Genomic DNA, 20,393 nt, shown 5'->3' with positions numbered 1-20,393 from the left:
AACGGCTCGAAGGCGTGTCGGGTTTGTTTACACTTCTCTTCTAAGTCTCCACCGTCATGATACGCCTGTTCAAGCATTATGTGCCCAACGCGGTGCTGCTTCTCGGTCTGCTGGACGTCGTCCTGTTGCTGGTCGCGGGCGAGCTCGGCTGGCTGTTTCGCGCGCATCAGCTCGATATGGGGCCCTCGCCGATGGTATCGCGGCTTCCGCAGCTGGTAAGCTACGCGATCTTCATCCACGTCGCGATGATCTCGGTCGGGGTGTACGGGGCGGATTCGCTGCAATCGCTACGCTATGCGACGGCGCGGCTGATCGTGGCGATTTCGCTCGGCGTGATCGGCCTCAGCGTGCTCTATTTCATGATCCCCGAAATCAGTTTCTGGCGATCGAACCTGCTCTACGCGATGACCGCGTCGATCCTCCTGCTGATCTTCCTGCGCATCCTGCTCGGCAAGACGCTGGGCAGCCAGGCGTTCAAGCGGCGGATCGTCGTGCTGGGCGCGGGCCCGCGCGCGGCGCGGCTCAAGCTGCTTGCCAAGACGCCGGGCGCCGGTTTCGCGGTCGTCGGCTATGTCTCGATGAGCGAGGCCAACCGCGTGATCCCCGAAGCGATCGCGCGCGACGCGATCTACAATCTTGCCGACCATGTCGTATTGCTCAACGCCAGCGAAGTGGTGCTGGCGCTCGAGGAACGGCGCAACGCGCTGCCACTCAAGGACCTGCTGCGGGTCAAGACGACCGGCGTGCATGTCAACGAAATCTCGACCTTTCTCGAGCGCGAGACCGGCCGCGTCGATCTCGACAGCGTCAATCCCAGCTGGCTGATCTTCTCCGACGGCTTCTCGTCCGGCCGGATGGTCTCCAGCGCGTTCAAGCGGCTGTTCGACATCAGCGCCAGCCTGCTGCTTCTCGTCCTGATGCTGCCGGTGATCCTGGTCACCGCGGTCTTGATCCGGCTCGAGAGCAAGGGCCCGGCTTTCTATCGCCAGCGACGCGTCGGCCTGTTCGGGCAGGGGTTCGACGTCATCAAGCTGCGCTCTATGCGCCAGGATGCGGAAATCGGCGGCAAGGCGGTCTGGGCGGAGAAAGACGATCCGCGCATCACCCGCGTCGGCCGGATCATCCGCAAGACCCGGATCGACGAACTGCCGCAATGCTGGAGCGTGCTCAAGGGCGAGATGAGTTTCGTCGGCCCGCGTCCCGAGCGGCCGCAGTTCGTCGAGGACCTCGAGCAAAAGCTGCCTTATTATGCCGAGCGCCACATGGTGAAGCCCGGCATCACCGGCTGGGCGCAGATCAACTATCCCTATGGCGCCTCGATCGAGGATTCGCGCCAGAAGCTCGAATATGACCTGTTCTACGCGAAGAATTATTCGCCCTTCCTCGATATATTGATCCTGCTGCAGACGATCCGCGTCGTGCTGTTCCCCGAAGGCGCGCGTTGATGACTGCGCTGATCCTGTGGAGTCATGCGCTCGCGGCCTTGCTGTTCGGGGCGCTGGCGCTGTGGGCGTGGCGGTCGACCGAGAGCAGCCTGCCGCGTCGCCCGCTCGTCAGTGCGCTGGGAATGACTGCGCTCTGGGCGCTGGCGGTCGCGGGGATCGGGGCGGGCGAGATCGTCACCCACATCGCCGAGACGCTGCGCAATCTCGCCTGGCTCGGCTTCATGATCGTGCTGCATCGGCGCGACGGCAATGTCCGGCCGCCTTTGGCGCTGGGCACCGTCTATGGCGTCGTCGCGCTCGTCGCGATCGCATCGCTCACCGCCCACTTTATCGGCAGCACCGGCACCCCCGATGTGGCCGTGCAGGTCGGCAATGCCCTGCCCTTGCTGCGCATGCTGGTCGCCGTCGCGGCGCTCGTGCTCGTCCAGGCGCTCTATTCGGCGCTCAACCCGGCAGCCGGCGGTTCGCTGCGCTGGATCGTGGTCGCGCTCGCCGGGCTTTGGCTCACCGATTTCCTCCTCTTCGGCACCGCCTATCTGACTGCGCAATGGCGGCTAGAGCCGCTGGTGTTGCGCGGCCTCGCGATGATCGTCGTCGGCTCGGCGTTCGGCATCGCGCTGCAGCGCAAGGAGGAATGGAACGTCCGGGTGTCGCGCACGGTGACCTATCAGTCGCTGTCGCTCGTCGCGATCGGAGCCTATTTCGCTTTCCTGGCGCTTGCCACCAGCGCGATCGCAACCGTTGGCGGGAGCAACGCCCGCATTCTGCAGACCGCCTTCGTGCTCGGCTCGACCGCAGCCATCCTCACTCTGGTCTCCAACAGCTGGCTGCGCGGGTGGATCAAGGTCAAGCTCGCCAAGCACTTCTTCCGCCACCGCTACGATTATCGCGCCGAATGGATGCGTTTCACCGAGACGCTGGGCGCGCCCGAGGGCGCCGCGCCGCTCGAGCAGCGCATCGTGCGGGCGATGGCCGATCTGATGGTATCGCCGGCGGGCGTCCTCCTGGTGCCCGACGGCGCCGGACTGTGCCCGAGTGCGCAGTGGAACTGGGATCCCGGCACACTGCCCGTCGCCGCCGATCCAGCCCTGTCCACGCATCTGGCCGCGACCGGGCGGATCATCGATCTCGACATGGTCCGCCGCGACGAGCCGTACAGTCCCGATACACACGCCATCCCGCAATGGATGCTCGACGCGCCCGAGGCATGGCTGCTCGTGCCGCTGCCGCATCTCGGCAAATTGGCCGGCGCGATCCTGCTCGCACGGCCGCCGGCCAGCCGCCCGCTCGACTGGGAGGATTTCGATCTGCTCAAGGTCGCAGGGCGGCAGGTAGCCTCCTATCTCTGCGAGGCGCGGGCGCAGGAGGCCCTGGCCGATGCGCAGCGGTTCGACGAATTCAACCGCCGGTTCGCGTTCATTCTGCATGATATCAAAAACCTGGTCAGCCAGCTCACGCTGACCGCGCGCAATGCCGAGCGGCATGCCGACAAGCCCGAATTCCGGGCCGATATGGTCGCGACGCTCCACGATTCGGCCGAGCGGATGAATGGACTGCTCGCCCGCCTCTCCCAGCATCATCGCAGCCGCACAGAGGCGCCGCACGCGGTGGAACTGGTGCCGCTGGTCGAGCGGATCGCCGCCGCGCGCCGCACCCAGCATCCGGTGACGAGCAGCGGCGCGCGCAACGCCATCGCGCTCGCCGATCCCGCCGCGCTCGAGCAATTGCTCGGCCACCTCGTCCAGAATGCGATCGAAGCCAGCCCGCCGAACGAGCCGGTGACGATCGCCATCAGCCCGATCGGGGCCGACATCGCGATCGACGTCATCGATCAGGGCTGCGGCATGTCGCCCGGCTTCGTGCGCGACAAATTGTTCAAGCCCTTCGTCTCGTCGAAGCCCGGCGGCTTCGGCATCGGCGCGTTCGAGGCGCGCCAGCTTGCCGATGCGATGCAGGGCCGAATCGAAGTCGTCTCGCGCGAAGGCCAGGGCACCCGCTTCCGCCTGATCCTGAAGAGCGCGCACGCCGTGGGCACCGCGGTGGAGCGCGCGGCATGAACGACATGAGCAGACTGAGCCCAAAGCTCCTGATCGTCGAGGACGATCCCGGCCTCCAGCGCCAGTTGCGCTGGGCCTATGAAGGCTATGCCATCAGCTGCGCCGCCAATCGCGAGGAAGCCATCGCGCTGATCCGCGCCGAGGAGCCGCCGGTGGTGACGCTCGATCTGGGGCTGCCGCCCGATCCGGACGGCACCAGCGAAGGCTTCGCCACGCTCGAGGAAATCCTGCGGCTGCGCCCGGACACCAAGGTGATTGTCGCATCGGGCCATGGCGCGCGCGAATCGATGCTCAAGGCGATCGCCGCGGGCGCCTGGGACTTCTACCAGAAGCCGATCGACATCGATGCGCTGGGGCTGATCGTCGCACGCGCCTTCCACGTCCATGCGCTGGAGACCGAGAATCGCCGGCTGGCCGAACGCGCCGAGGCGGGCGCGGTGCTGGGCCGGATGATCACCGGATCGCCCGAAATGCTCAAGGTCACCCGCACGATCGAGCGGGTGGCCGGCGCCGACGTATCGGTGATGCTGCTCGGCGCGAGCGGCACCGGCAAGGAATTGCTCGCGCGCGGCCTGCACGATGCCAGCCGCCGCAAGGGCAATTTCATCGCGATCAACTGCGCCGCGATCCCCGAGACCCTGCTCGAAAGCGAATTGTTCGGCCACGAAAAGGGCGCCTTCACCGGCGCGGTGAAGACCACCGAGGGCAAGATCGAGCAGGCGCATGGTGGCACCCTGTTCCTCGACGAGATCGGCGATGTGCCGCTCCCGCTGCAGGTCAAGCTGCTGCGCTTCCTGCAGGAGCGGGTGATCGAGCGGGTCGGCGGGCGCAAGGCGATCCCGGTCGACACCCGCATCGTCTGCGCAACGCACCAGAATGTCGACGCGATGGTCGCCGCGGGAAGCTTCCGCGAGGACCTTTATTACCGGCTCGCCGAGATCGTCATCCGCATCCCCTCGCTGGCCGAGCGGCCGGGCGATGCGGGGTTGCTCGCGCGGCACTTCCTCAAGAAGTTCGCGGCGACGATGCACGGCAGCGCCCGCAACTTCGCGCCCGACGCGCTCGCCGCGATCGACGCCTGGGGCTGGCCCGGCAATGTCCGCGAGCTCGAGAATCGCGTGAAGCGCGCCGCCTTGATGGCCGACGGCAAGAGCGTCACCGCCGCCGATCTCGACCTGGAGGCCACCACCGACGCGATGCCGATCAACCTCAAGGCAGCGCGCGAGATGGCCGATCGCAAGACGATCCGCCACGCGCTCGCGCGCGCCGAAGGTAATATCTCCGGCACCGCGCGCCTGCTCGGGATCAGCCGTCCTACCCTCTATGATCTGATGAAGGCCTATGACCTCCAGCCGTAGCACCCCCCGCCCACGCGTCTTTCGCAAGGTCCTGGTGATCGCGCTTTGCGTGCTTGCCTTTGCGGTCGCCCTGATCGCCTGGTTCACCCTCTCTCCGGTGCGCCAGGATCCCGAGAGCGCGCGCCAGGCGACCCAGCGCAGCCTCGCCTTGCTCAAGGCCGACAATGCCACCGCCGCGCGGGACGAAGCGCTCGCCGCGGTGCGCAGCGATCCCGGCAGCCCCGAGCCGCATATCGCGCTGACGCTGGCGATGCTCGCGCTCGACGACGGTGTCGGCGCCGAGGCCGAGGTGCAGCGCGCGGTCGAGGCCGGCTACGACGCCAAGCTGGTCCCGCATCTGCGCGCGCACGCGCAGTTGCTGCAGGGCGAGGAAGAGAAAGCGCTCGCCGAGCTCGACAAGGCCGATCCGCGCTTCCGCACCTATGCGCTGCGCATCCGCGCGCGCGCGCTCACCGGGCTCGGCAATCTGCCCGGGGCGCTCGCCGCGCTCAACGCGGCGATGCAGATCGCCCCGCAGGATTCCGAAGTCTGGACCGATATGGGGCGCTTCAAATATGCCGCCGGCGACCTGCTCGGCGCGATCGCCGCGTCCGAACAGGCGGTCAAGCTCGCGCCCGGCAATATCGACGCGCTGCAGCTGCGCGGCGAGCTGGTCCGCGGCCAATATGGCCTGGTCGCGTCGCTGCCCTGGTTCGAATCCGCGCTCAAACGCGATCCCGCGCGCCACGATATATTGATCGAATATGCCGCCACGCTGGGCGATGTCGGCCGCACCGTCGATGCGCTCGCGGTCACCCGCCGCGCGCTGGAGGTACGCCCCGGCAGTCCCGAGGCGCTCTATCTCCAGGCGGTGATCGCCGCCCGCGCCGGCAAATTCGATCTCGCCCGCAGCCTGATGGAGAAGACACGGGGCGGCGTCGCGTCGCTGCCGGGCGCGATGCTGCTGGGCAGCACGCTCGACATCCAGGCCGGCGACTATCAGCAGGCGATCGAGAAATTGCGGACCCTCGTCAACAACCAGCCGATGAACATCACTGCGCGCAAGCTGCTCGCGGTGGCGCTGCTCCGCACCGATTCGGCGCGCAACGCGATCGACATGCTGCGCCCGGTGGTCGCCCGCAACGATGCCGACAGCTATGCGCTCACTTTGGTCGCACGCGGTTTCGAGCGGATCGGTGATCGCGCCAATGCCGCGCGTTTCCTGGATCGTGCGGCTTACCCCGCGATCGGCGAGCCCGGTGCGTTCAGCGCCGACGATTCGGTGGCGGTACTCGCCGGCGACGCCGCGCTGCGCCCCGGCGACCCGGGCGCGACGGTGCCGCTGATCCGCGCGCTGATCGATCAGGGAAATCTGCCCGGCGCGCTCGCCAAGGCGCAGGAGATCGCCGCCGGCAATCGGGGCGCGCCCGCCGCGCATATCCTGGTCGGCGACACGCTGATGCTGCTCGATCGCTACGGCGATGCTGCGACTGCCTATCGCACTGCGGCCGATCTCCGCTTCGACGAGCCGACGATGCTCCGCCTGGTCGAATCGCTCGAACGCGCCGGCCGCCGCGGCGACGCCGCCAATGTCCTGGCGCTGTTCCTCTCGCAAAACCCGGTCAACACCGCCGCACTCCGCCTCTCCGCGCACTGGCAGCTCGTCGCCGGCGACTATGACGCCGCGATCGACTCGCTCGAGACACTGCGCGCGCGGATCGGCGACGGCGACGCGGCGCTAAACACCGATCTCGCCGCGGCCTATACCGGCGCGGGTGAGACCGCGACCGCGATCGAGTTCGGCGAAGCGGCCTATGGCCTCGCCCCGGCCAACCCCGCGGTAGCCGACGCCTTCGGCTGGGCGCTCTATCGCAGCGGCGATCTGCCCGGCGCGCTGGAACTGCTGCAGAAAGCCGTCGTCCTCGCGCCACGCCACCCCGGCCTGCGCTGGCATCTGGCGCAGGTCTATGCCGACCTCAACCGCAAGGCCGAGGCGCGCACGCAGGCACAGGCGGCGCTGGCGGATCCGGGCTTTACCGAGCGGGCGGCGGCGACGGCGCTGGTGGCGGGGACTGGCTGATTTGGGGCAGCAGGTGGCGCTATGCGGACATTTACTTACCGGCCAATGGCGTAAAGCTGCCGCAACATCAAAGACACGTCCTTATCCCGGTCGGTGTCTTCGGCTAGCCCCATCCGATCCCGAACGACGCTTGTGAGATAGTCGCTGATCCGCTCGTCCGGTGCATCGGCCTCCAGCAATTCAAGCACTCGGGTCGCGTACATATCGTATTCGTCGGCAGCCTCTTTGATGCCTCTCACGCCAATCGGATCCCAAGCCCAGTGCAGGACGATTTGGACTGTTCGCAAGGCGGTGTCGTCACTCATCAAGCCATCCTACCCGCTGCATCAAACGTCCGAAAGTAGGCCGATGCTGAAACTCCTTCTCCCCTTGTGGGAGAAGGAAGGGGGCCGCTCGCGAAGCGAGTGGGAAGGATGAGGGGGACGTATGGTGAGACACACTCCCCCTCACCCTTCCGCCGATTTCATCGGCTCCCTCCCTCTCCCACAAGGGGAGAGGGAAGAGGGCGAATCGCCTGAATCCTCCCCACACGCCTCCAAAAATATCTATACCCCCCCCATGACCGACCCCCTCGCCCGCATCGCCGACGCGCTCGATCGCCTCGCGCCGCCGCCAGCATCGCCCGCCGATCTGCGCGCGCATCCCGCTTATGTGTGGCGGGGCAACAGCCTGGCCGCCGCTCGCGCCTTTGCGCCGCTGCCGCTCGCGATGCTCCACGGGGTCGACGCCCAGCGCGACGCGTTGGTCGCCAATCTCGATCGGCTGGCGCACGGCCATGCAGCGCAGGACGTGTTGCTGTGGGGCGCGCGCGGCACCGGCAAGTCGGCGCTGGTGAAGAGTTCGGTCGCCGCGGTGCAGGCACGCGGCGGCGATCTTGCCTTGGTCGAGGCGGTAACGCAGCATCTCGAGACTCTGCCCCAATTGTTCGCCGCGCTGGCGAAGGTCGATCGTCCGTTCGCGATCTTCCTCGACGATCTCGGCTTCGACGCCGCCGGCGACGCCCGTGCGCTGCGCTCGCTACTCGAAGGCGGGGCCGAGGCGCGGCCAGCCAATGCCCGGCTGATCGTGACCTCGAACCGCCGCCACCTCGTACCCCGCGACATTGCCGAACAGGCCAGCGCCATCAATCCGCGCGATTCGGTCGACGACTCGCTGGCGCTTGCCGATCGCTTCGGGCTCAGCCTGGGCTTCCACGCGATCGACCAGGATATCTATGTCGAGATCGTTCGTGGCTATGCCGACGCGCACGGTTTGGCCTTCGATCCCGCCGAAGCGATCAACTGGGCAACCCGGCGCGGCAGCCGCTCGGGGCGGGTGGCCTGGCAATATGTCGTGGACCTTGCGGGGCGCGCGGGTAAGTCTTTGTAAGAAAACGTGTTGATCGAAGTTAGTCGTCTAAAGCCTTCGCTTGACAGGCGTTCAGTAACGCGCGCCTCATTCGATGGTAATGGGGCGAATTGGGGAACTTGATCTGCCCGAACGGCTGGCGCCCTATGCGCCGGCCTGGGTGACGCAGATACTGCTGGCATTCCTCGTCACGGGGGGCGCAGCGATCATCCGTGTCGGCATCGATATCATCGCGCCGACCGCCGCGCCGTTCGCGCTCACCTTTCCCGCAGTGTTGATCGCCACATTGTTCGGACGCTGGCCGGCCGGGATCATGACCGCATCGCTCTGCATCCTCTATTTCTGGTACTTCGCGCTGACCCCGATGGGCGGCTTTCGACTCGGCACGTCGAAGGACGGCGCGGCGATCGCGGTGGCGCTGGGCTGTGCGCTGACCATCGTCCTGATTGCCGAGCTGTTCCGCCGCGCGGTGCGCCAGGCGGCGGCCGAGCGCGACGTGGAAATTGCCGAGCGCGACCTGTTTCTCGAGGAATTCGACCATCGGGTGAAGAATAATTTCACGCTGGTCGCGTCGCTGCTCGAAATGCAGCGGCGCCGCGCGGGCAATGGCGAGACCGCCGATGCGCTGGCCGGCGCGCTCGCCCGGGTCGAGAGCATCGCGCGCGCGCATCGCCATCTCTATCGCGGGGCGGCGGCGCCGGGCACGGTCGACATGGCGGCTTATCTCCACGAATTGTGCACGGCGCTTTCGGAGGCGCTGTTCCTGCGCGGGGCGATCACGCTGGAGTGCGAGTCCGAGCCGGCGGCGCTCCCGCGCGACCGGGCGGTCTCGGTGGGGCTCATCATCAACGAGCTGGTGACCAACGCCGCGAAGCACGCCTTCGCGGGGCGCGATCATGGGGCTATTCACGTCCGCCTCGAGGCCCATGCGCCGGGATGGCGGCTGACGGTGCGCGACGACGGCTGCGGCACGCCGGCACCCGCGCAGACCAAGGGTCGCGAGGGCGGATTGGGACGGCGCCTGATCGACGGCTTCGCTCGCCAGGCCCGCGGCAAGGTCACCACCAAGAGCGGCCCCGGCGGCACCACCGTGGTCGTCGATCTCGAAGCTTAGCCCAGCGCCTCGACCTGTTCCGCCAGCTCGAGCCAGCGCAATTCGGCGGCATCCTTCTCGGCGCGCAACGCGGTGATCCCGTCGCTCAGGCTCGCAAACTTCGCGGGATCGCGCGTGTAGAGCGCCGGATCGGCCAGCGTCGCCTCGTCGCGGACGATCTGGGCGTCGATCTCCTCGATCCGCTTGGGCAGCAGATCATAGTCGCGCTGATCCTTGTAGCTGAGCTTGGCCGCCTTGGGCTTGGGCGCGGCCACGGCAGCGGGCGCGGGCTTGGCCTTGCGCGCCGCGGACCGGGGCTGGCGCTGGCGCTCCCAATCGGCATAGCCGCCCGCGACGACATCGACCTTTCCCGAACCGTCGAGCCCCAGCGTAACCGTGACCGTCCGATCGAGAAAGTCGCGATCGTGGCTGACGATCAGCACGGTGCCTTCATAATCGGCGATGACTTCCTGGAGCAGATCGAGCGTCTCGAGATCCAGATCGTTGGTCGGCTCGTCGAGCACCAGCAGGTTCGACGGCCGGGCGAATTCGCGCGCGAGCAGCAGCCGCGAACGCTCGCCGCCGGAAAGCGTACCGATCTTGGCGTCGGCGAGGCCCGGCTCGAACAGGAACTCCTTGAGATAGCCGTGGATATGCTTCTTGGCGCCGAGCACGTCGATCCACTCGCCGCCCTGGGTCAGCACGTCGCGGACGGTCTTGGCAGGGTCCATCAGGCTGCGCTGCTGGTCGATGAAGATCTTGTCGAGCGTCTTGGCGAGGCGGATGCCGCCCGCGTCGGGTTCCAACTCGCCGGTGAGCAGCTTGAGCAGGGTCGTCTTGCCCGCGCCGTTCGCGCCGACGATGCCGACGCGGTCGCCCTTGGTTACCCGCAGCGTGAGGTTGTCGATGATCGTGCGCGCAGTCTCTCCGGCCCCGAAGCGCTTGGTCACGCCCTTCACGTCGATCACGACCTTGGTCTGCGCGCCGTCGGATCCGATCGCGAGCTTGGCCGCACCCGCCGGGCCGAGCATCGACGCGCGTTCGGCGCGCATCTCGTGCAGCTTGGTCAGCCGGCCCTGGTTGCGCTTGCGCCGCCCGGTCACGCCGCGGAGCAGCCAATGCTCCTCCAGCTTGAGCTTGGCGTCGAGCTTCTGCGCGTTGCGCTCCTCCTCGGCATAGACGGTCTCCGTCCACGCCTCGAACCCGCCAAAGCCGATCTCGGCACGGCGGATCGCGCCGCGATCGAGCCACAAAGTCTGCTTGGTCAGCCGGGTGAGGAAGGTGCGGTCATGGCTGATCGCGACGAAGGCGCCGGTGTAGCGGCCCAGCCAGCTTTCGAGCCAGTCGATCGCGGCGATGTCGAGATGGTTGGTCGGCTCGTCCATCAGCAGCACGTCGGGATTCTGCGCCAGCGCGCGCGCGATCGCCGCGCGCCGCCGCTCGCCGCCCGAGGCGGTCGCCGCCTCGCGCTCGAGGTCGATGCCGAGCTGGCCCGCGATCGCCTCCACTTCGTGCCGCACGGGCGCATCGTCCCCCGCGAGCGCAAAATCGAGCAGGGTATCGAAACCGGTGACCTGCGGATCCTGTTCAAGCAGCACGACATGCGTGCCCGGCACGATCGTCCGGCGGCCTTCGTCCGAGTCGATCCGCCCGGCGATCAGCCGCAGCAGAGTCGACTTGCCGGCACCATTGCGCCCGATCAGCGCCAGCCGGTCGCGCGCGCCGATATAGAGATCGAGCCCGCGGAACAGCCAGCCGGAGCCCTGGACCAATCCGAGGCCCTCATATGCAAGTACAGGTGCAGCCATGCCGCGCACCTAGGCGGAGCGAGTGTTGCCTGCAAGTTACGCAGGCCTGACAAGCGCGTTCAGGGGCTATTCAATGCACCGCCCCTATGCGAGACCGATGAGAATGCTGGTGAAAACGGTTCTGTCTGCGTGCCTGGCAGCCACGACGCTTGCCGGCGGCGTCGCGGCGGAGCCTGCGCGCGACGGCCAGGACCATGGCCAGGACGCCGCCAGCCAGCGCCGCCAGCAGGGCCAGAATCTCCCCGTGCGCGAGATTGAGCGCCGGGTGGTCCCGCGCGTGCCGGGCTCGCAATATCTCGGATTCGATTTCGATCCCGCGACGGACATTTACACGCTCAAATTCCTGCGCAATGGATCGGTCATCTGGGTGGAGGTAGACGGTCGCACCGGCCGCATCGTCCGCCGGACCGGCGATTGAGCGCCGAAACGACGCAGGACGGGGACAGGAAATCATGCGACTTTTGATCGTCGAGGACGAGCCCAATCTGGGCCAGCAGCTGCGCAACGCGCTGGAAGGCGCGGGCTATGCCGTCGATCTGGCGGTCGATGGCGAGGAAGGCCATTTCCTGGGGAGCACCGAGGAATATGACGCGATCATCCTCGATCTCGGCCTGCCCGAGATTGACGGGCTGACCGTGCTCGATCGCTGGCGCAAGGAAGGCAAGACCACCCCGGTACTGGTGCTGACCGCGCGCGACAGCTGGTCCGACAAGGTTGCCGGGCTCGATGCGGGCGCCGACGATTATGTCGCCAAGCCGTTCCAGACCGAGGAGCTGATCGCCCGCCTGCGCGCGCTGATCCGCCGCGCGTCGGGCAATGCGTCCGCGGAGCTTATTGCGGGCGACATCCGCCTCGATACGCGCAGCGGCAAGGTCACCAAGGCCGGCGAGCCGGTGAAGCTCACCGCACAGGAATATAAGCTCCTGAGCTACCTGCTCCACCACAAGGGCAAGGTCGTCAGCCGCACCGAGTTGATCGAGCATATCTACGACCAGGATTTCGATCGCGATTCCAACACGATCGAAGTTTTCGTCACGCGCATTCGCAAGAAATTGGGCGCCGACGTCATCACCACGATCCGCGGGCTGGGCTACAGCCTCGAGGAACCCGCGGGAACCAGCTGAGCCCCGTCGAGGCCGATCGGAGACTGATTGCGTGGCCGATCCCGTGCCGCAACCCGAAATCCCACCGCTAGAGCCCCAGCCGCGCCGCTATGTGCGCGCCACGGGGTCGGTGAGCCGGCGGATGATCTTCATCGCGGCGGCATGGATCCTGATTCTGCTTGTCGGCGGCGGCTATGCGCTCGATCGCGTGCTGAGCACGGCGATCACCCGCAGTTTCGACGAGCAGCTGGATTATCTGCTGACCTCGATGATCGTCTCGGCCGAGTTGGGGCCGAATGGCGAAGTGGTGCTCAATCGAGAACTGGCCGACCAGCGCTTCCTCGAGCCCAATTCGGGCGCCTACTGGCAGATCAGCGGCAAGGGTTTCGAGCCCTTTCCGTCGCGCTCGCTTTGGGACCGAAAGCTGCGCGTCGACCAGGTCCATGACGACCGCGACTTGCACATCTACAATAGCGACGAGTTCGTCGACACGGGTCCGCGCACGCTGGAGCGCGATCCGAACGATCCGGGCAACCAGCGGCTGCGCATCGCGGAGCGCGATCTGCGGCTGCCCGGCTCGCCGATCCGCTGGAAATTCCAGGTGGCACAGAGCCGCGAGACGCTCGACGCGCAGATCGACGCGCTCCGCCGCACGCTGGTGCGCAGCTTCGCACTGCTTGGGCTGGGGCTGATCATCATGGTCGGACTGCAGACCTGGTATGGCCTGTTGCCGCTGCGAAAGGTGCGCTCGGAGATCGCCCGGCTGCGCGCCGGCAAGTCGAAGCGGATCGAGGACCGGATGCCCGCCGAGATCGCGCCGATGGTCGAGGAACTCAACGCCCTGGTCGAGCATAACGACCGCCAGGCCGAGGAAGCGCGCCGCCACGCCGGCAATCTGGCCCACGCGCTCAAGACCCCGCTCACCGTGATCATGAACGCCGCCTCGGCCGGGTCCGACGATCTCGCCACGACGGTGGTGCGCGAGGCGCGGACGATGCGCCGCCAGGTCGATCATCATCTCGCCCGCGCCCGCGCCGTCGGCCGCCGCGGCAGCGCGCACAGCCGCGCGCCGGTCTGGCCCTCGATCGAGGCCGTCGAGCGCGCAGTCGCGCGGCTCTATCCGCATGTCCGGATCGACGTAGACGGCGAGAAGAATCTGATCGCGCATATCGAGCGGCAGGATCTCGACGAAATTCTCGGCAATCTGGTCGAGAATGCCGCAAAATATGGCGGCGGCAGCGTGTTCATCACGGTGGGTGCGCAGGCCGGCTTCGTCGAGATACTGGTCGAGGATGACGGCCGCGGCATCCCCGAAGCCGACCGTATCCGCATCTTCGACCGCGGCGTGCGGCTCGATACCGGCAAGCCCGGCACCGGGCTCGGCCTGGCGATCGTCCGCGACGTTGCGGAGATTTACGACGGCACGGTGAGCCTCGAGGAGAGCGAGGATCTTGGGGGCTTGATGGTGCGGCTAAGGCTGCCGGCGGCGAACTAATATTGTGCAATCTCCGCAATCGATTATCTTACTGGTAGGAGATCGTGATGGACATCTCGTTGGACCCGCATTGGCAAGATTTCGTCGATACGCTGGTGCAGGCCGGTCGCTACGAAACGAGCGGCGACGTCGTCAACGCTGGCCTACGCCTTGTTGAGGAACGGGAGGCGAAGCTGGCGGGGCTGCGGGATACGATCAACGCATCGATCGAGCGGGATGAGTGGCGTACCGACGAGGAGGTCGGCGCACGGGTGCGGGCAACGATCGATCGCTGGAAGCAGGCGAACGGCGGATAATGCGGCGGCTGCGTTATGCCGCAAGCGCCGAAGACGATCTTGATTCCATAGCCTCGCACATCCTTGAACGAACCTCTGACGCCGAAGCAGCGATTGCGTTCGACGAGAAGCTGCGGGATCGATGCCGTACGTTGGCGGGCATTCCGGGAACGCTAGGAACTGCACGACCTGAGCTTCGGCAGGACCTTCGCAGCACCCCTTTCGGAAACTACGTGATCTTCTTTCGCTACAACGGCGATGCGATCGAAATCATTAGCGTTCTGGTTGGCGCGCGCGACCTTGATGCGCGTTTTGGCGGCCGCAACTAAAGCCCCCGCATCGCCTCCGCCGCGATCGTCAGGCTCTTCTTGCGCGCATCATGATCGAACATCGCGCTGGTGAGCATCAGCTCGTCCGCCCCCGTCCGCTCGATGAACGCCGCGAGCTGGCGCGATACCGTCTCCGGGCTGCCGATCGCCGAGGCCGACAACACCTGCCCCAGCATTGCCTCGCCCTGCGCGCCGAGGCGTTCGCGATAGCCGCGGACGGGCGGCGGCAGCTTGATGCCGCGCCCGGTGCGGATCGCGACGAAGGCCTGCTGCTGCGAGGTGGCGAGATACTCCGCTTCCTCGTCGCTGTCGGCGGCGAAGACATTGAAGCCGAGCATCAGATGCGGCTTGTCGAGCACCGCCGAGGGCCGAAAGCCGCGGCGATAGGTGTCGGCCGCCTCGTCCATCAGCCCGGGCGCGAAGTGCGAGGCGAAGGCGTAAGGCAGCCCCAGCATCGCCGCGAGCTGCGCGCCGAACAGGCTGGAGCCGAGGATCCACAGCTTGACGTGGGCACCGGCGCCCGGCGTTGCGACGATGCCGGTCTTGCCGTCATCCGCGAAATAGCTTTGCAGCTCGAGCACGTCCTGCGGGAAGGCGTTGGAATCGCTCTCCAGGCTACGGCGGATCGCATGCGCGACGCGCTGGTCCGAACCCGGCGCGCGGCCCAGCCCCAGGTCGATCCGACCGGGGAAGAGCGCATCGAGCGTGCCGAACTGCTCGGCGACCTGGAGAGGCGAATGGTTGGGCAGCATGATCCCGCCCGCGCCGACCCGGATCGTCGAGGTCGCAGCGCCGACATGCGCGATCACCACCGCAGTGGCGGCGCTGGCGATCCCCTCCATGCCGTGATGCTCGGCCACCCAGTAGCGCGAGAAGCCGAATTGCTCGGCGTGGCGCGCGAGATCGGCGGCGTTGGCGAGTGCCTGGGAGACAGTGCCGCCTTGGACGACGGGGACGAGATCGAGCAGTGCATATGCGGTCATGGACTATCAGATGGTGGCCCCGCGCCGCCCTTGCCACCCCCGATGACGCAGCTTAACGCCGCCGCATGAAAGCCGAGCTATCGCATATCGACAACTGGATCTTCGATCTCGACAACACCCTGTATCCGGCCAGCGGCGACCTGTGGACGCAGATCGACGCGAAGATCGGCGCCTATGTCCAGACGCTGCTCGATTGCGGCCCGGAGGAAGCGCATCGCATCCAGAAGGGCTATTTCCACAGCCACGGCACGACGCTGCACGGCCTGATGTCGGAGCATGACGTGGATCCGCATCACTATCTCGATGCGGTCCACGACGTCGATCTGAGCGGGATCGAGGCCAATCTCGCGCTTGCCGAGGCGCTGGTCCGGCTGCCCGGCCGCAAGCTCGTCTTCACCAACGCCAACGCGCCTTATGCCGTGAAGGTGCTCGAACGGCTGGGGCTCCACGACCTGTTCGAGGCCGTCCACGACATCCACTCGACCGAATATCGCCCCAAGCCCGATCCCCTCGCTTATGCCGGCCTGTGCACGGCGTTCGACATCGATCCGACGGCGAGCCTGTTCGTCGAGGATATGGCGCGCAACCTCAAGCCCGCCAAGGCGATCGGAATGACCACCGTCTGGATCGACAACGGCTCCGAACAGAGCGACGATAACGATCGCAGCTTCATCGATTATAGCATCACCGACCTGGGAGCCTGGCTCCACGATATCCTGGAGAACCGCGCGTGACTCTCGAATCGACCATCGACGCCGCCTGGGAAGCCCGTGCCGAGCTCAACCTCGCCACCCAGGGCGAAGTCCGCGAGGCGGTCACGCAAGCGCTAAACCTGCTCGACAGCGGCCAGGCCCGCGTTGCCGAGCCGGTGGGCGAAGGCTGGCAAGTCAATCAGTGGCTCAAGAAGGCCGTGCTCCTGTCCTTCCGCCTCAACGACAATGCCGTCATGCCCAGTCCAGCGGGAGGTGCCGGCTTTGACAAGGTCCCGCTCAAGACCGCCGGCTGGGACGACGCCCGCTTCCGCGCCGCCGGCTTCCGCCAGGTCCCCGGCAGCATCGTCCGCCACGGCGCCTTCATCTCGAAGGGCGTCGTGCTGATGCCCAGCTTCGTCAATATCGGCGCTTTTGTCGGCGAAGGATCGATGGTCGATGGCTGGGCGACGGTCGGCAGCTGCGCGCAGATCGGGCGCAACGTCCATCTCTCGGGCGGCGTCGGCATCGGCGGCGTGCTCGAGCCGCTCCAGGCGGATCCGGTGATCATCGGCGACGGCGCCTTCATCGGCGCCCGCGCCGAAGTGGCCGAGGGCGTGCGCGTCGGCGAAGGCGCGGTGCTTTCGATGGGGGTCTATCTGGGCGCATCGACCAAGATCGTCGATCGCGCGAGCGGCGAAGTGCATCGTGGCGTCGTCCCGCCTTATTCGGTGGTGGTGCCGGGCACGCTGCCCGGCAAGAATGGCGGCCCGGGCCTCTACTGCGCGGTGATCGTCAAGACCGTCGATGCGCAGACGCGCAGCAAGACCGGGATCAACGAACTGCTGCGGGATTGAGCCGCCGGGCTGGTAAAATAGGATTTCCTCTGAGATCATGGCCCTGCTCTTTCTCAACCTGAAGATTCGACGACGCACCGGCGCGCGCACCGGCCGCAACGAAGTAACAACGGCGCGCAACGGAATTTCACGAAACACGCGAAAAGTGCGAAGCTAAGCCATGACCGAGCCCATGACCTACGGCCGCTATCTCGGGCTCGACCAGCTCCTGAGCGCCCAGCACCCGATCTCGGATCGCGACGACGAACTGCTCTTCATCGTCATCCACCAGACCAAGGAGCTCTGGCTCAAGCAGACGATCGCCGAGGTGCGCCACGCGATCGCGCTGGTCCGGGCCGACAAGCCGGTCGAAGCCTATAAGTCGCTCGCCCGGGTCAGCCGGATCCAGGCGGTGATGACGCTCAGCTGGGACGTCCTCGCGACGATGACGCCCAGCGACTATACCCGCTTCCGCGAAGTGCTCGGCACCAGCTCGGGCTTCCAGTCGGACCAGTTCCGCGCGGTCGAGACGATGCTGGGCGTCCGCGGCGGCGGCGTCCCCGGACCGCTCACCGATGCCGCGGGCAAGGAGCCGAGCCTGTGGGACGAAGCCAATGCCGCGCTCGCCCGCGCAGGCTTCGCCGTTCCGCAAGAAGCGCTCCAACGCGACTGGGCCCAGCCCTATGTGCCCAGCAAAGCGGTCGAGGACGCCTGGGCCAACGTCTATCGCGACACGAGCGGCCAGTGGGAGCTCTACCAGCTCGCCGAGAAACTGGTCGATATCGACGATGCGCTCGCCACCTGGCGGCACAAGCATGTCCTCACCGTCAGCCGCGTCATCGGCATGAAGCGCGGAACCGGCGGCACCGCGGGCGTGCCCTATCTCGAATCCACGTTGGTCAAGCGCGCCTTTCCAGAATTGTGGTCGCTGCGGACGCAATTATGAGCTGGAAGCACCTCTTCCAGCGCGCCTTCGCGGCGGCGCCCGAGCGGCTCCATTTCGCCGCGCACAGCCACCATCTCTGGCCCGACGCCTCCTTTGTCGGCCAGCTTGCCGCCTGGCAGGATGCGGTGCGCCTCGCCGATCGCAAATGGGATCGGGTGCTGAGCGAGATCTGGCCCGCCGCGCAACGCTATGTCGCCGCCGAGCTCAGCCTGCCCGATCCGGCGACGATCGTCTTCGCGCCCAACACGCATGATCTGCTGCTGCGGATCGTGTCCGCGCTTCCCCGCCGACCGCTGAAAATCCTGGCGAGCGACGGCGAATTCCACAGCTTCCGCCGCCAGAGCCTGCGCTGGGAAGAAGCGGGCAGCGTCACGGTCGATCGCGTGCCGATGGAGCAGCTGCTTGAGGCCGCGCAACGGGGCGGGCACGACCTGATCTTCGCCAGCCATGTCCAGTTCGGCACCGGGCTTGTGTTCGAGGGGCTCGAAGCTTTGGCCGCTCTCGCTAGCCCCGAGGGCCCGTGGGTGGTGATCGACGGCTATCACGGCTTCATGAGCGTCGAGACCGATATGTCGGCCATCGCCGACCGGACCTTCTATCTCGCCGGCGGCTACAAATATGCGATGGCGGGCGAAGGCGCCGCCTTCCTCCACGCCCCGCCCGGCTATGGCGCGCGGCCCGAAATCACCGGCTGGTATGCCGAGTTCGACGACCTCTCGCTGCCGCCCGGCATCGTCGGTTACGCCCCGGACGCGCAGCGCTTCATGGGCTCGACCTTCGATCCCTCGGGCATTTACCGCTTCGTCGCGGTCCGCGACATGCTGCGCCACGAAGGCCTGACGACCGCGGCGATCTCCGCGCATGTCGACGGGCTCCGCGCGAAGCTGCTGGCCGAGCTGCCGATCGAGGCCGCGCTGGTCAATCCCGGCTCCCCTGCCCGCTTCGTGGCGCTGCGCAGCCCGAAGGCGGCGGCGTGGCAGGCAATGCTGGCCGAAGAGGAGATCATCACCGACGTGCGCGGCGACGTGCTGCGGATCGGCTTCGGCCTCTATCAGGACGCGCCCGACGTCGATCGCCTGATCGAGGCGCTCGGTTATTGCGCGCGGCGGGGATGAGCATGGGCGCAGGACCGGTCCATAGCTTCGGCGACTTCCGGCTCGACGAGCGCGAGAAGCAGCTCTGGCGCGGCGACGAGCGCGTGGCGGTCAACCCACGCTATTTCGACGCGCTCGTGCTGCTCGTGCGCAATGCCGGCGGGCTGGTCGACAAGGATCGCTTCTTCGACGAGGTGTGGCGCGGCATGACTGTGGGCGACGAGGCGCTGACCCAGTGCATCAAGAGCCTGCGCAAGGCGCTCGGCGACCTGCACAGCGACCCGCTCTATATCGAGACCGTCCCCAAGCGCGGCTATCGCTTCATCGCCGAGGTAAGCCCGCGCGCGCCGGCGCCGGTTACGACGACCCCGCCCCGGCAACTGGCCACCCCCTTGCAGCTGGCCACCGCGGGCACGCTGGGCGGCGCCTTCGCCGGCGCGGTCGGCGGGGTGATCTATGGCCTCGCAGCAGTGGGTAGCGACGGCAGCGCGCTTTCGATCCTGTTCGTGCTGATCGTGCTAACCCTGATCGTCGGGCTGCTCGGCGGGCTGGGGGTGAGCTTCGGCATGGCCGCGGCAAGCCTCGTCGCGCGGCGCGACTGGCTGTTCAGCCTGCTCGGCGCAGGCGTGGGCGGGCTGGTGGTCGGCGGCGCGTTCAACATGCTGGGGAATGACAGCCTGCACCTGCTGTTCGGCCGCGCGCCGAGCCAGATCACCGGCGGGCTGGAGGGCGCGATCCTGGGGGTAGCGCTTGCCGCAGGCGCGCGGCTGGGCGGCGGGCTCGACGCGCCGGGCTGGCGCGCGGCGATCGGCGCGGGCGTCGGCTGCGGCGCCGGCGGCGTGCTCGCCTGCCTGGGCGGTGGCCGGCTGATGGGCGGCAGCCTCAGCGCGGTGGCCGCCTTGTTCGATCAATCGCGGCTGCGGCTCGACTCGATCGGGCGCATGCTGGGGGAGGCCAGCTTCGGCCCGGTCGCCCAGACGATCACCGCGGGCACCGAGGGCTTCCTGTTCGGGCTGTGCGTCGTCGGCGCGATCCTATTCTGGCGCAGGCACCGGCGCGACGCCTAGCCGCGGAATGTCGATCGCCGGGCAGCGATCCATCACCACCTTGAGCCCCGCCGCCTCGGCGCGCGCGGCGGCTTCTTCGTTGATCACCCCGATCTGCAGCCACACCGATTTGGCGCCCGCGGCGATCGCGGCATCCACCGCATCGCCTGCCGCCCCAGAGCGGCGGAAGATATCGACCATGTCGATCGGCTCGCCGATTTGGGCAAGCTCGCGAAACACGAACTCGCCATGGACATGCTCGCCGGTGATCTGCGGGTTGACCGGGATGACCCGGTAGCCGTGCCGCTGCAGCGCGGCCATCACGCCATAGCTCGGCCGGTCAGGGCGATCCGATGCGCCCACCAGTGCGATCGTGCGGGTCTCCTCGAGCAGCGCCTTGATATCTTCGTCGCATGTCAGCGGCATCGCT

General features: G+C 67.2%; 20 protein-coding genes. 16 read left to right on the top strand and 4 right to left on the bottom strand.

Annotated elements, in window-relative coordinates:
* Positions 1-56 precede the first annotated feature (56 nt).
* Genes OKW87_RS14285 through OKW87_RS14270 form a run of 4 tightly spaced genes read left to right on the top strand, consistent with a single transcriptional unit; the run spans position 57 to position 6,919 of the window.
* Positions 57-1,445: a TIGR03013 family XrtA/PEP-CTERM system glycosyltransferase gene (locus OKW87_RS14285; RefSeq protein WP_265540511.1), complete on the top strand. Its 1,389-nt coding sequence runs from the start codon at positions 57-59 to the stop codon at positions 1,443-1,445.
* Positions 1,445-3,502 (top strand): XrtA/PEP-CTERM system histidine kinase PrsK, encoded by a 2,058-nt coding sequence (prsK, locus tag OKW87_RS14280; protein WP_265540509.1) that lies wholly within the window; start codon positions 1,445-1,447, stop codon positions 3,500-3,502. The genes OKW87_RS14285 and prsK overlap by 1 nt, the downstream gene beginning before the upstream one ends.
* A 5-nt stretch (positions 3,503-3,507) precedes the next feature.
* Entirely contained in the window at positions 3,508-4,860 is a 1,353-nt protein-coding gene (prsR, locus tag OKW87_RS14275; protein ID WP_265544135.1) for a PEP-CTERM-box response regulator transcription factor, read from the top strand.
* Entirely contained in the window at positions 4,844-6,919 is a 2,076-nt protein-coding gene (locus OKW87_RS14270) for a tetratricopeptide repeat protein (RefSeq protein ID WP_265540508.1), read from the top strand. The genes prsR and OKW87_RS14270 overlap by 17 nt, the downstream gene beginning before the upstream one ends.
* A gap of 35 nt (positions 6,920-6,954) precedes the next feature.
* Here the strand turns inward: OKW87_RS14270 and OKW87_RS14265 are convergent, their stop codons facing one another.
* A complete protein-coding gene (locus OKW87_RS14265) occupies positions 6,955-7,224 on the bottom strand; it encodes a hypothetical protein (protein WP_265540506.1) in 270 nt (89 codons plus the stop codon).
* Positions 7,225-7,477: 253 nt separating this feature from the next.
* On the opposite strand from OKW87_RS14265, the gene OKW87_RS14260 reads away from it, so the two are divergent.
* Positions 7,478-8,287 carry an ATP-binding protein gene (locus OKW87_RS14260; RefSeq protein ID WP_265540504.1) on the top strand — a complete coding sequence of 270 codons (810 nt, stop codon included), beginning with the start codon at positions 7,478-7,480 and terminating at the stop codon, positions 8,285-8,287.
* Between the two features lie 79 nt (positions 8,288-8,366).
* Positions 8,367-9,380, top strand: a complete 1,014-nt coding sequence (locus OKW87_RS14255) for a sensor histidine kinase (protein ID WP_265540502.1) — start codon at positions 8,367-8,369, stop codon at positions 9,378-9,380.
* Here OKW87_RS14255 and OKW87_RS14250 read toward each other — a convergent pair.
* Positions 9,377-11,167 (bottom strand): ABC-F family ATP-binding cassette domain-containing protein, encoded by a 1,791-nt coding sequence (locus OKW87_RS14250; RefSeq protein ID WP_265540500.1) that lies wholly within the window; start codon positions 11,165-11,167, stop codon positions 9,377-9,379. The genes OKW87_RS14255 and OKW87_RS14250 overlap by 4 nt on opposite strands.
* A 103-nt stretch (positions 11,168-11,270) precedes the next feature.
* On the opposite strand from OKW87_RS14250, the gene OKW87_RS14245 reads away from it, so the two are divergent.
* The 5 genes from OKW87_RS14245 (at position 11,271) to OKW87_RS14225 (ending at position 14,369) form a co-directional block, all read left to right on the top strand.
* Positions 11,271-11,585 (top strand): hypothetical protein, encoded by a 315-nt coding sequence (locus tag OKW87_RS14245; protein WP_265540498.1) that lies wholly within the window; start codon positions 11,271-11,273, stop codon positions 11,583-11,585.
* Positions 11,586-11,619: 34 nt separating this feature from the next.
* Positions 11,620-12,291 carry a response regulator transcription factor gene (locus OKW87_RS14240; protein WP_265540496.1) on the top strand — a complete coding sequence of 224 codons (672 nt, stop codon included), beginning with the start codon at positions 11,620-11,622 and terminating at the stop codon, positions 12,289-12,291.
* Positions 12,292-12,412: 121 nt separating this feature from the next.
* The gene (locus tag OKW87_RS14235; RefSeq protein ID WP_265544134.1) at positions 12,413-13,765 is read left to right on the top strand and encodes a sensor histidine kinase; all 1,353 of its coding nucleotides are present in this window, start codon (positions 12,413-12,415) and stop codon (positions 13,763-13,765) included.
* Positions 13,766-13,812: 47 nt separating this feature from the next.
* A complete protein-coding gene (locus OKW87_RS14230) occupies positions 13,813-14,061 on the top strand; it encodes a type II toxin-antitoxin system ParD family antitoxin (RefSeq protein ID WP_265540495.1) in 249 nt (82 codons plus the stop codon).
* Complete coding sequence (locus OKW87_RS14225; RefSeq protein ID WP_265540492.1) at positions 14,061-14,369, top strand: type II toxin-antitoxin system RelE/ParE family toxin; 309 nt, start codon at positions 14,061-14,063, stop codon at positions 14,367-14,369. The genes OKW87_RS14230 and OKW87_RS14225 overlap by 1 nt, the downstream gene beginning before the upstream one ends.
* Here OKW87_RS14225 and OKW87_RS14220 read toward each other — a convergent pair.
* A complete protein-coding gene (locus OKW87_RS14220) occupies positions 14,366-15,352 on the bottom strand; it encodes an LLM class flavin-dependent oxidoreductase (RefSeq protein ID WP_265540491.1) in 987 nt (328 codons plus the stop codon). The two genes, OKW87_RS14225 and OKW87_RS14220, sit on opposite strands and share 4 nt — an antisense overlap.
* 65 nt (positions 15,353-15,417) lie before the next feature.
* Between OKW87_RS14220 and OKW87_RS14215 the strand changes: the two genes are divergently transcribed.
* The 5 genes from OKW87_RS14215 to OKW87_RS14195 all read left to right on the top strand — a co-directional run bounded on the left by OKW87_RS14215 (position 15,418) and on the right by OKW87_RS14195 (position 19,984).
* Entirely contained in the window at positions 15,418-16,086 is a 669-nt protein-coding gene (locus tag OKW87_RS14215) for a pyrimidine 5'-nucleotidase (RefSeq protein ID WP_265540490.1), read from the top strand.
* On the top strand, positions 16,083-16,898 hold the full coding sequence (dapD, locus tag OKW87_RS14210) for a 2,3,4,5-tetrahydropyridine-2,6-dicarboxylate N-succinyltransferase (RefSeq protein ID WP_265540488.1): 816 nt from the start codon (positions 16,083-16,085) through the stop codon (positions 16,896-16,898). Before OKW87_RS14215 ends, dapD begins: the two co-directional genes overlap by 4 nt.
* A gap of 160 nt (positions 16,899-17,058) precedes the next feature.
* Positions 17,059-17,823: a tryptophan 2,3-dioxygenase gene (locus OKW87_RS14205; RefSeq protein WP_265540486.1), complete on the top strand. Its 765-nt coding sequence runs from the start codon at positions 17,059-17,061 to the stop codon at positions 17,821-17,823.
* Positions 17,820-18,938 carry a class V aminotransferase gene (locus OKW87_RS14200; RefSeq protein ID WP_265540484.1) on the top strand — a complete coding sequence of 373 codons (1,119 nt, stop codon included), beginning with the start codon at positions 17,820-17,822 and terminating at the stop codon, positions 18,936-18,938. Before OKW87_RS14205 ends, OKW87_RS14200 begins: the two co-directional genes overlap by 4 nt.
* Positions 18,935-19,984, top strand: coding sequence for a winged helix-turn-helix domain-containing protein (locus OKW87_RS14195; RefSeq protein ID WP_265540482.1), 1,050 nt, complete (start codon positions 18,935-18,937; stop codon positions 19,982-19,984). Before OKW87_RS14200 ends, OKW87_RS14195 begins: the two co-directional genes overlap by 4 nt.
* Here OKW87_RS14195 and OKW87_RS14190 read toward each other — a convergent pair.
* The gene (locus tag OKW87_RS14190) at positions 19,952-20,389 is read right to left on the bottom strand and encodes a CoA-binding protein (protein ID WP_265540480.1); all 438 of its coding nucleotides are present in this window, start codon (positions 20,387-20,389) and stop codon (positions 19,952-19,954) included. The two genes, OKW87_RS14195 and OKW87_RS14190, sit on opposite strands and share 33 nt — an antisense overlap.
* Between the last annotated feature and the right edge of the window lie 4 nt (positions 20,390-20,393).

This window comes from Sphingomonas sp. M1-B02 (genome assembly GCF_026167525.1).
Taxonomy (GTDB): Bacteria; Pseudomonadota; Alphaproteobacteria; order Sphingomonadales; family Sphingomonadaceae; genus Sphingomonas.
This window is presented reverse-complemented; position numbering and strand designations above follow the sequence as displayed.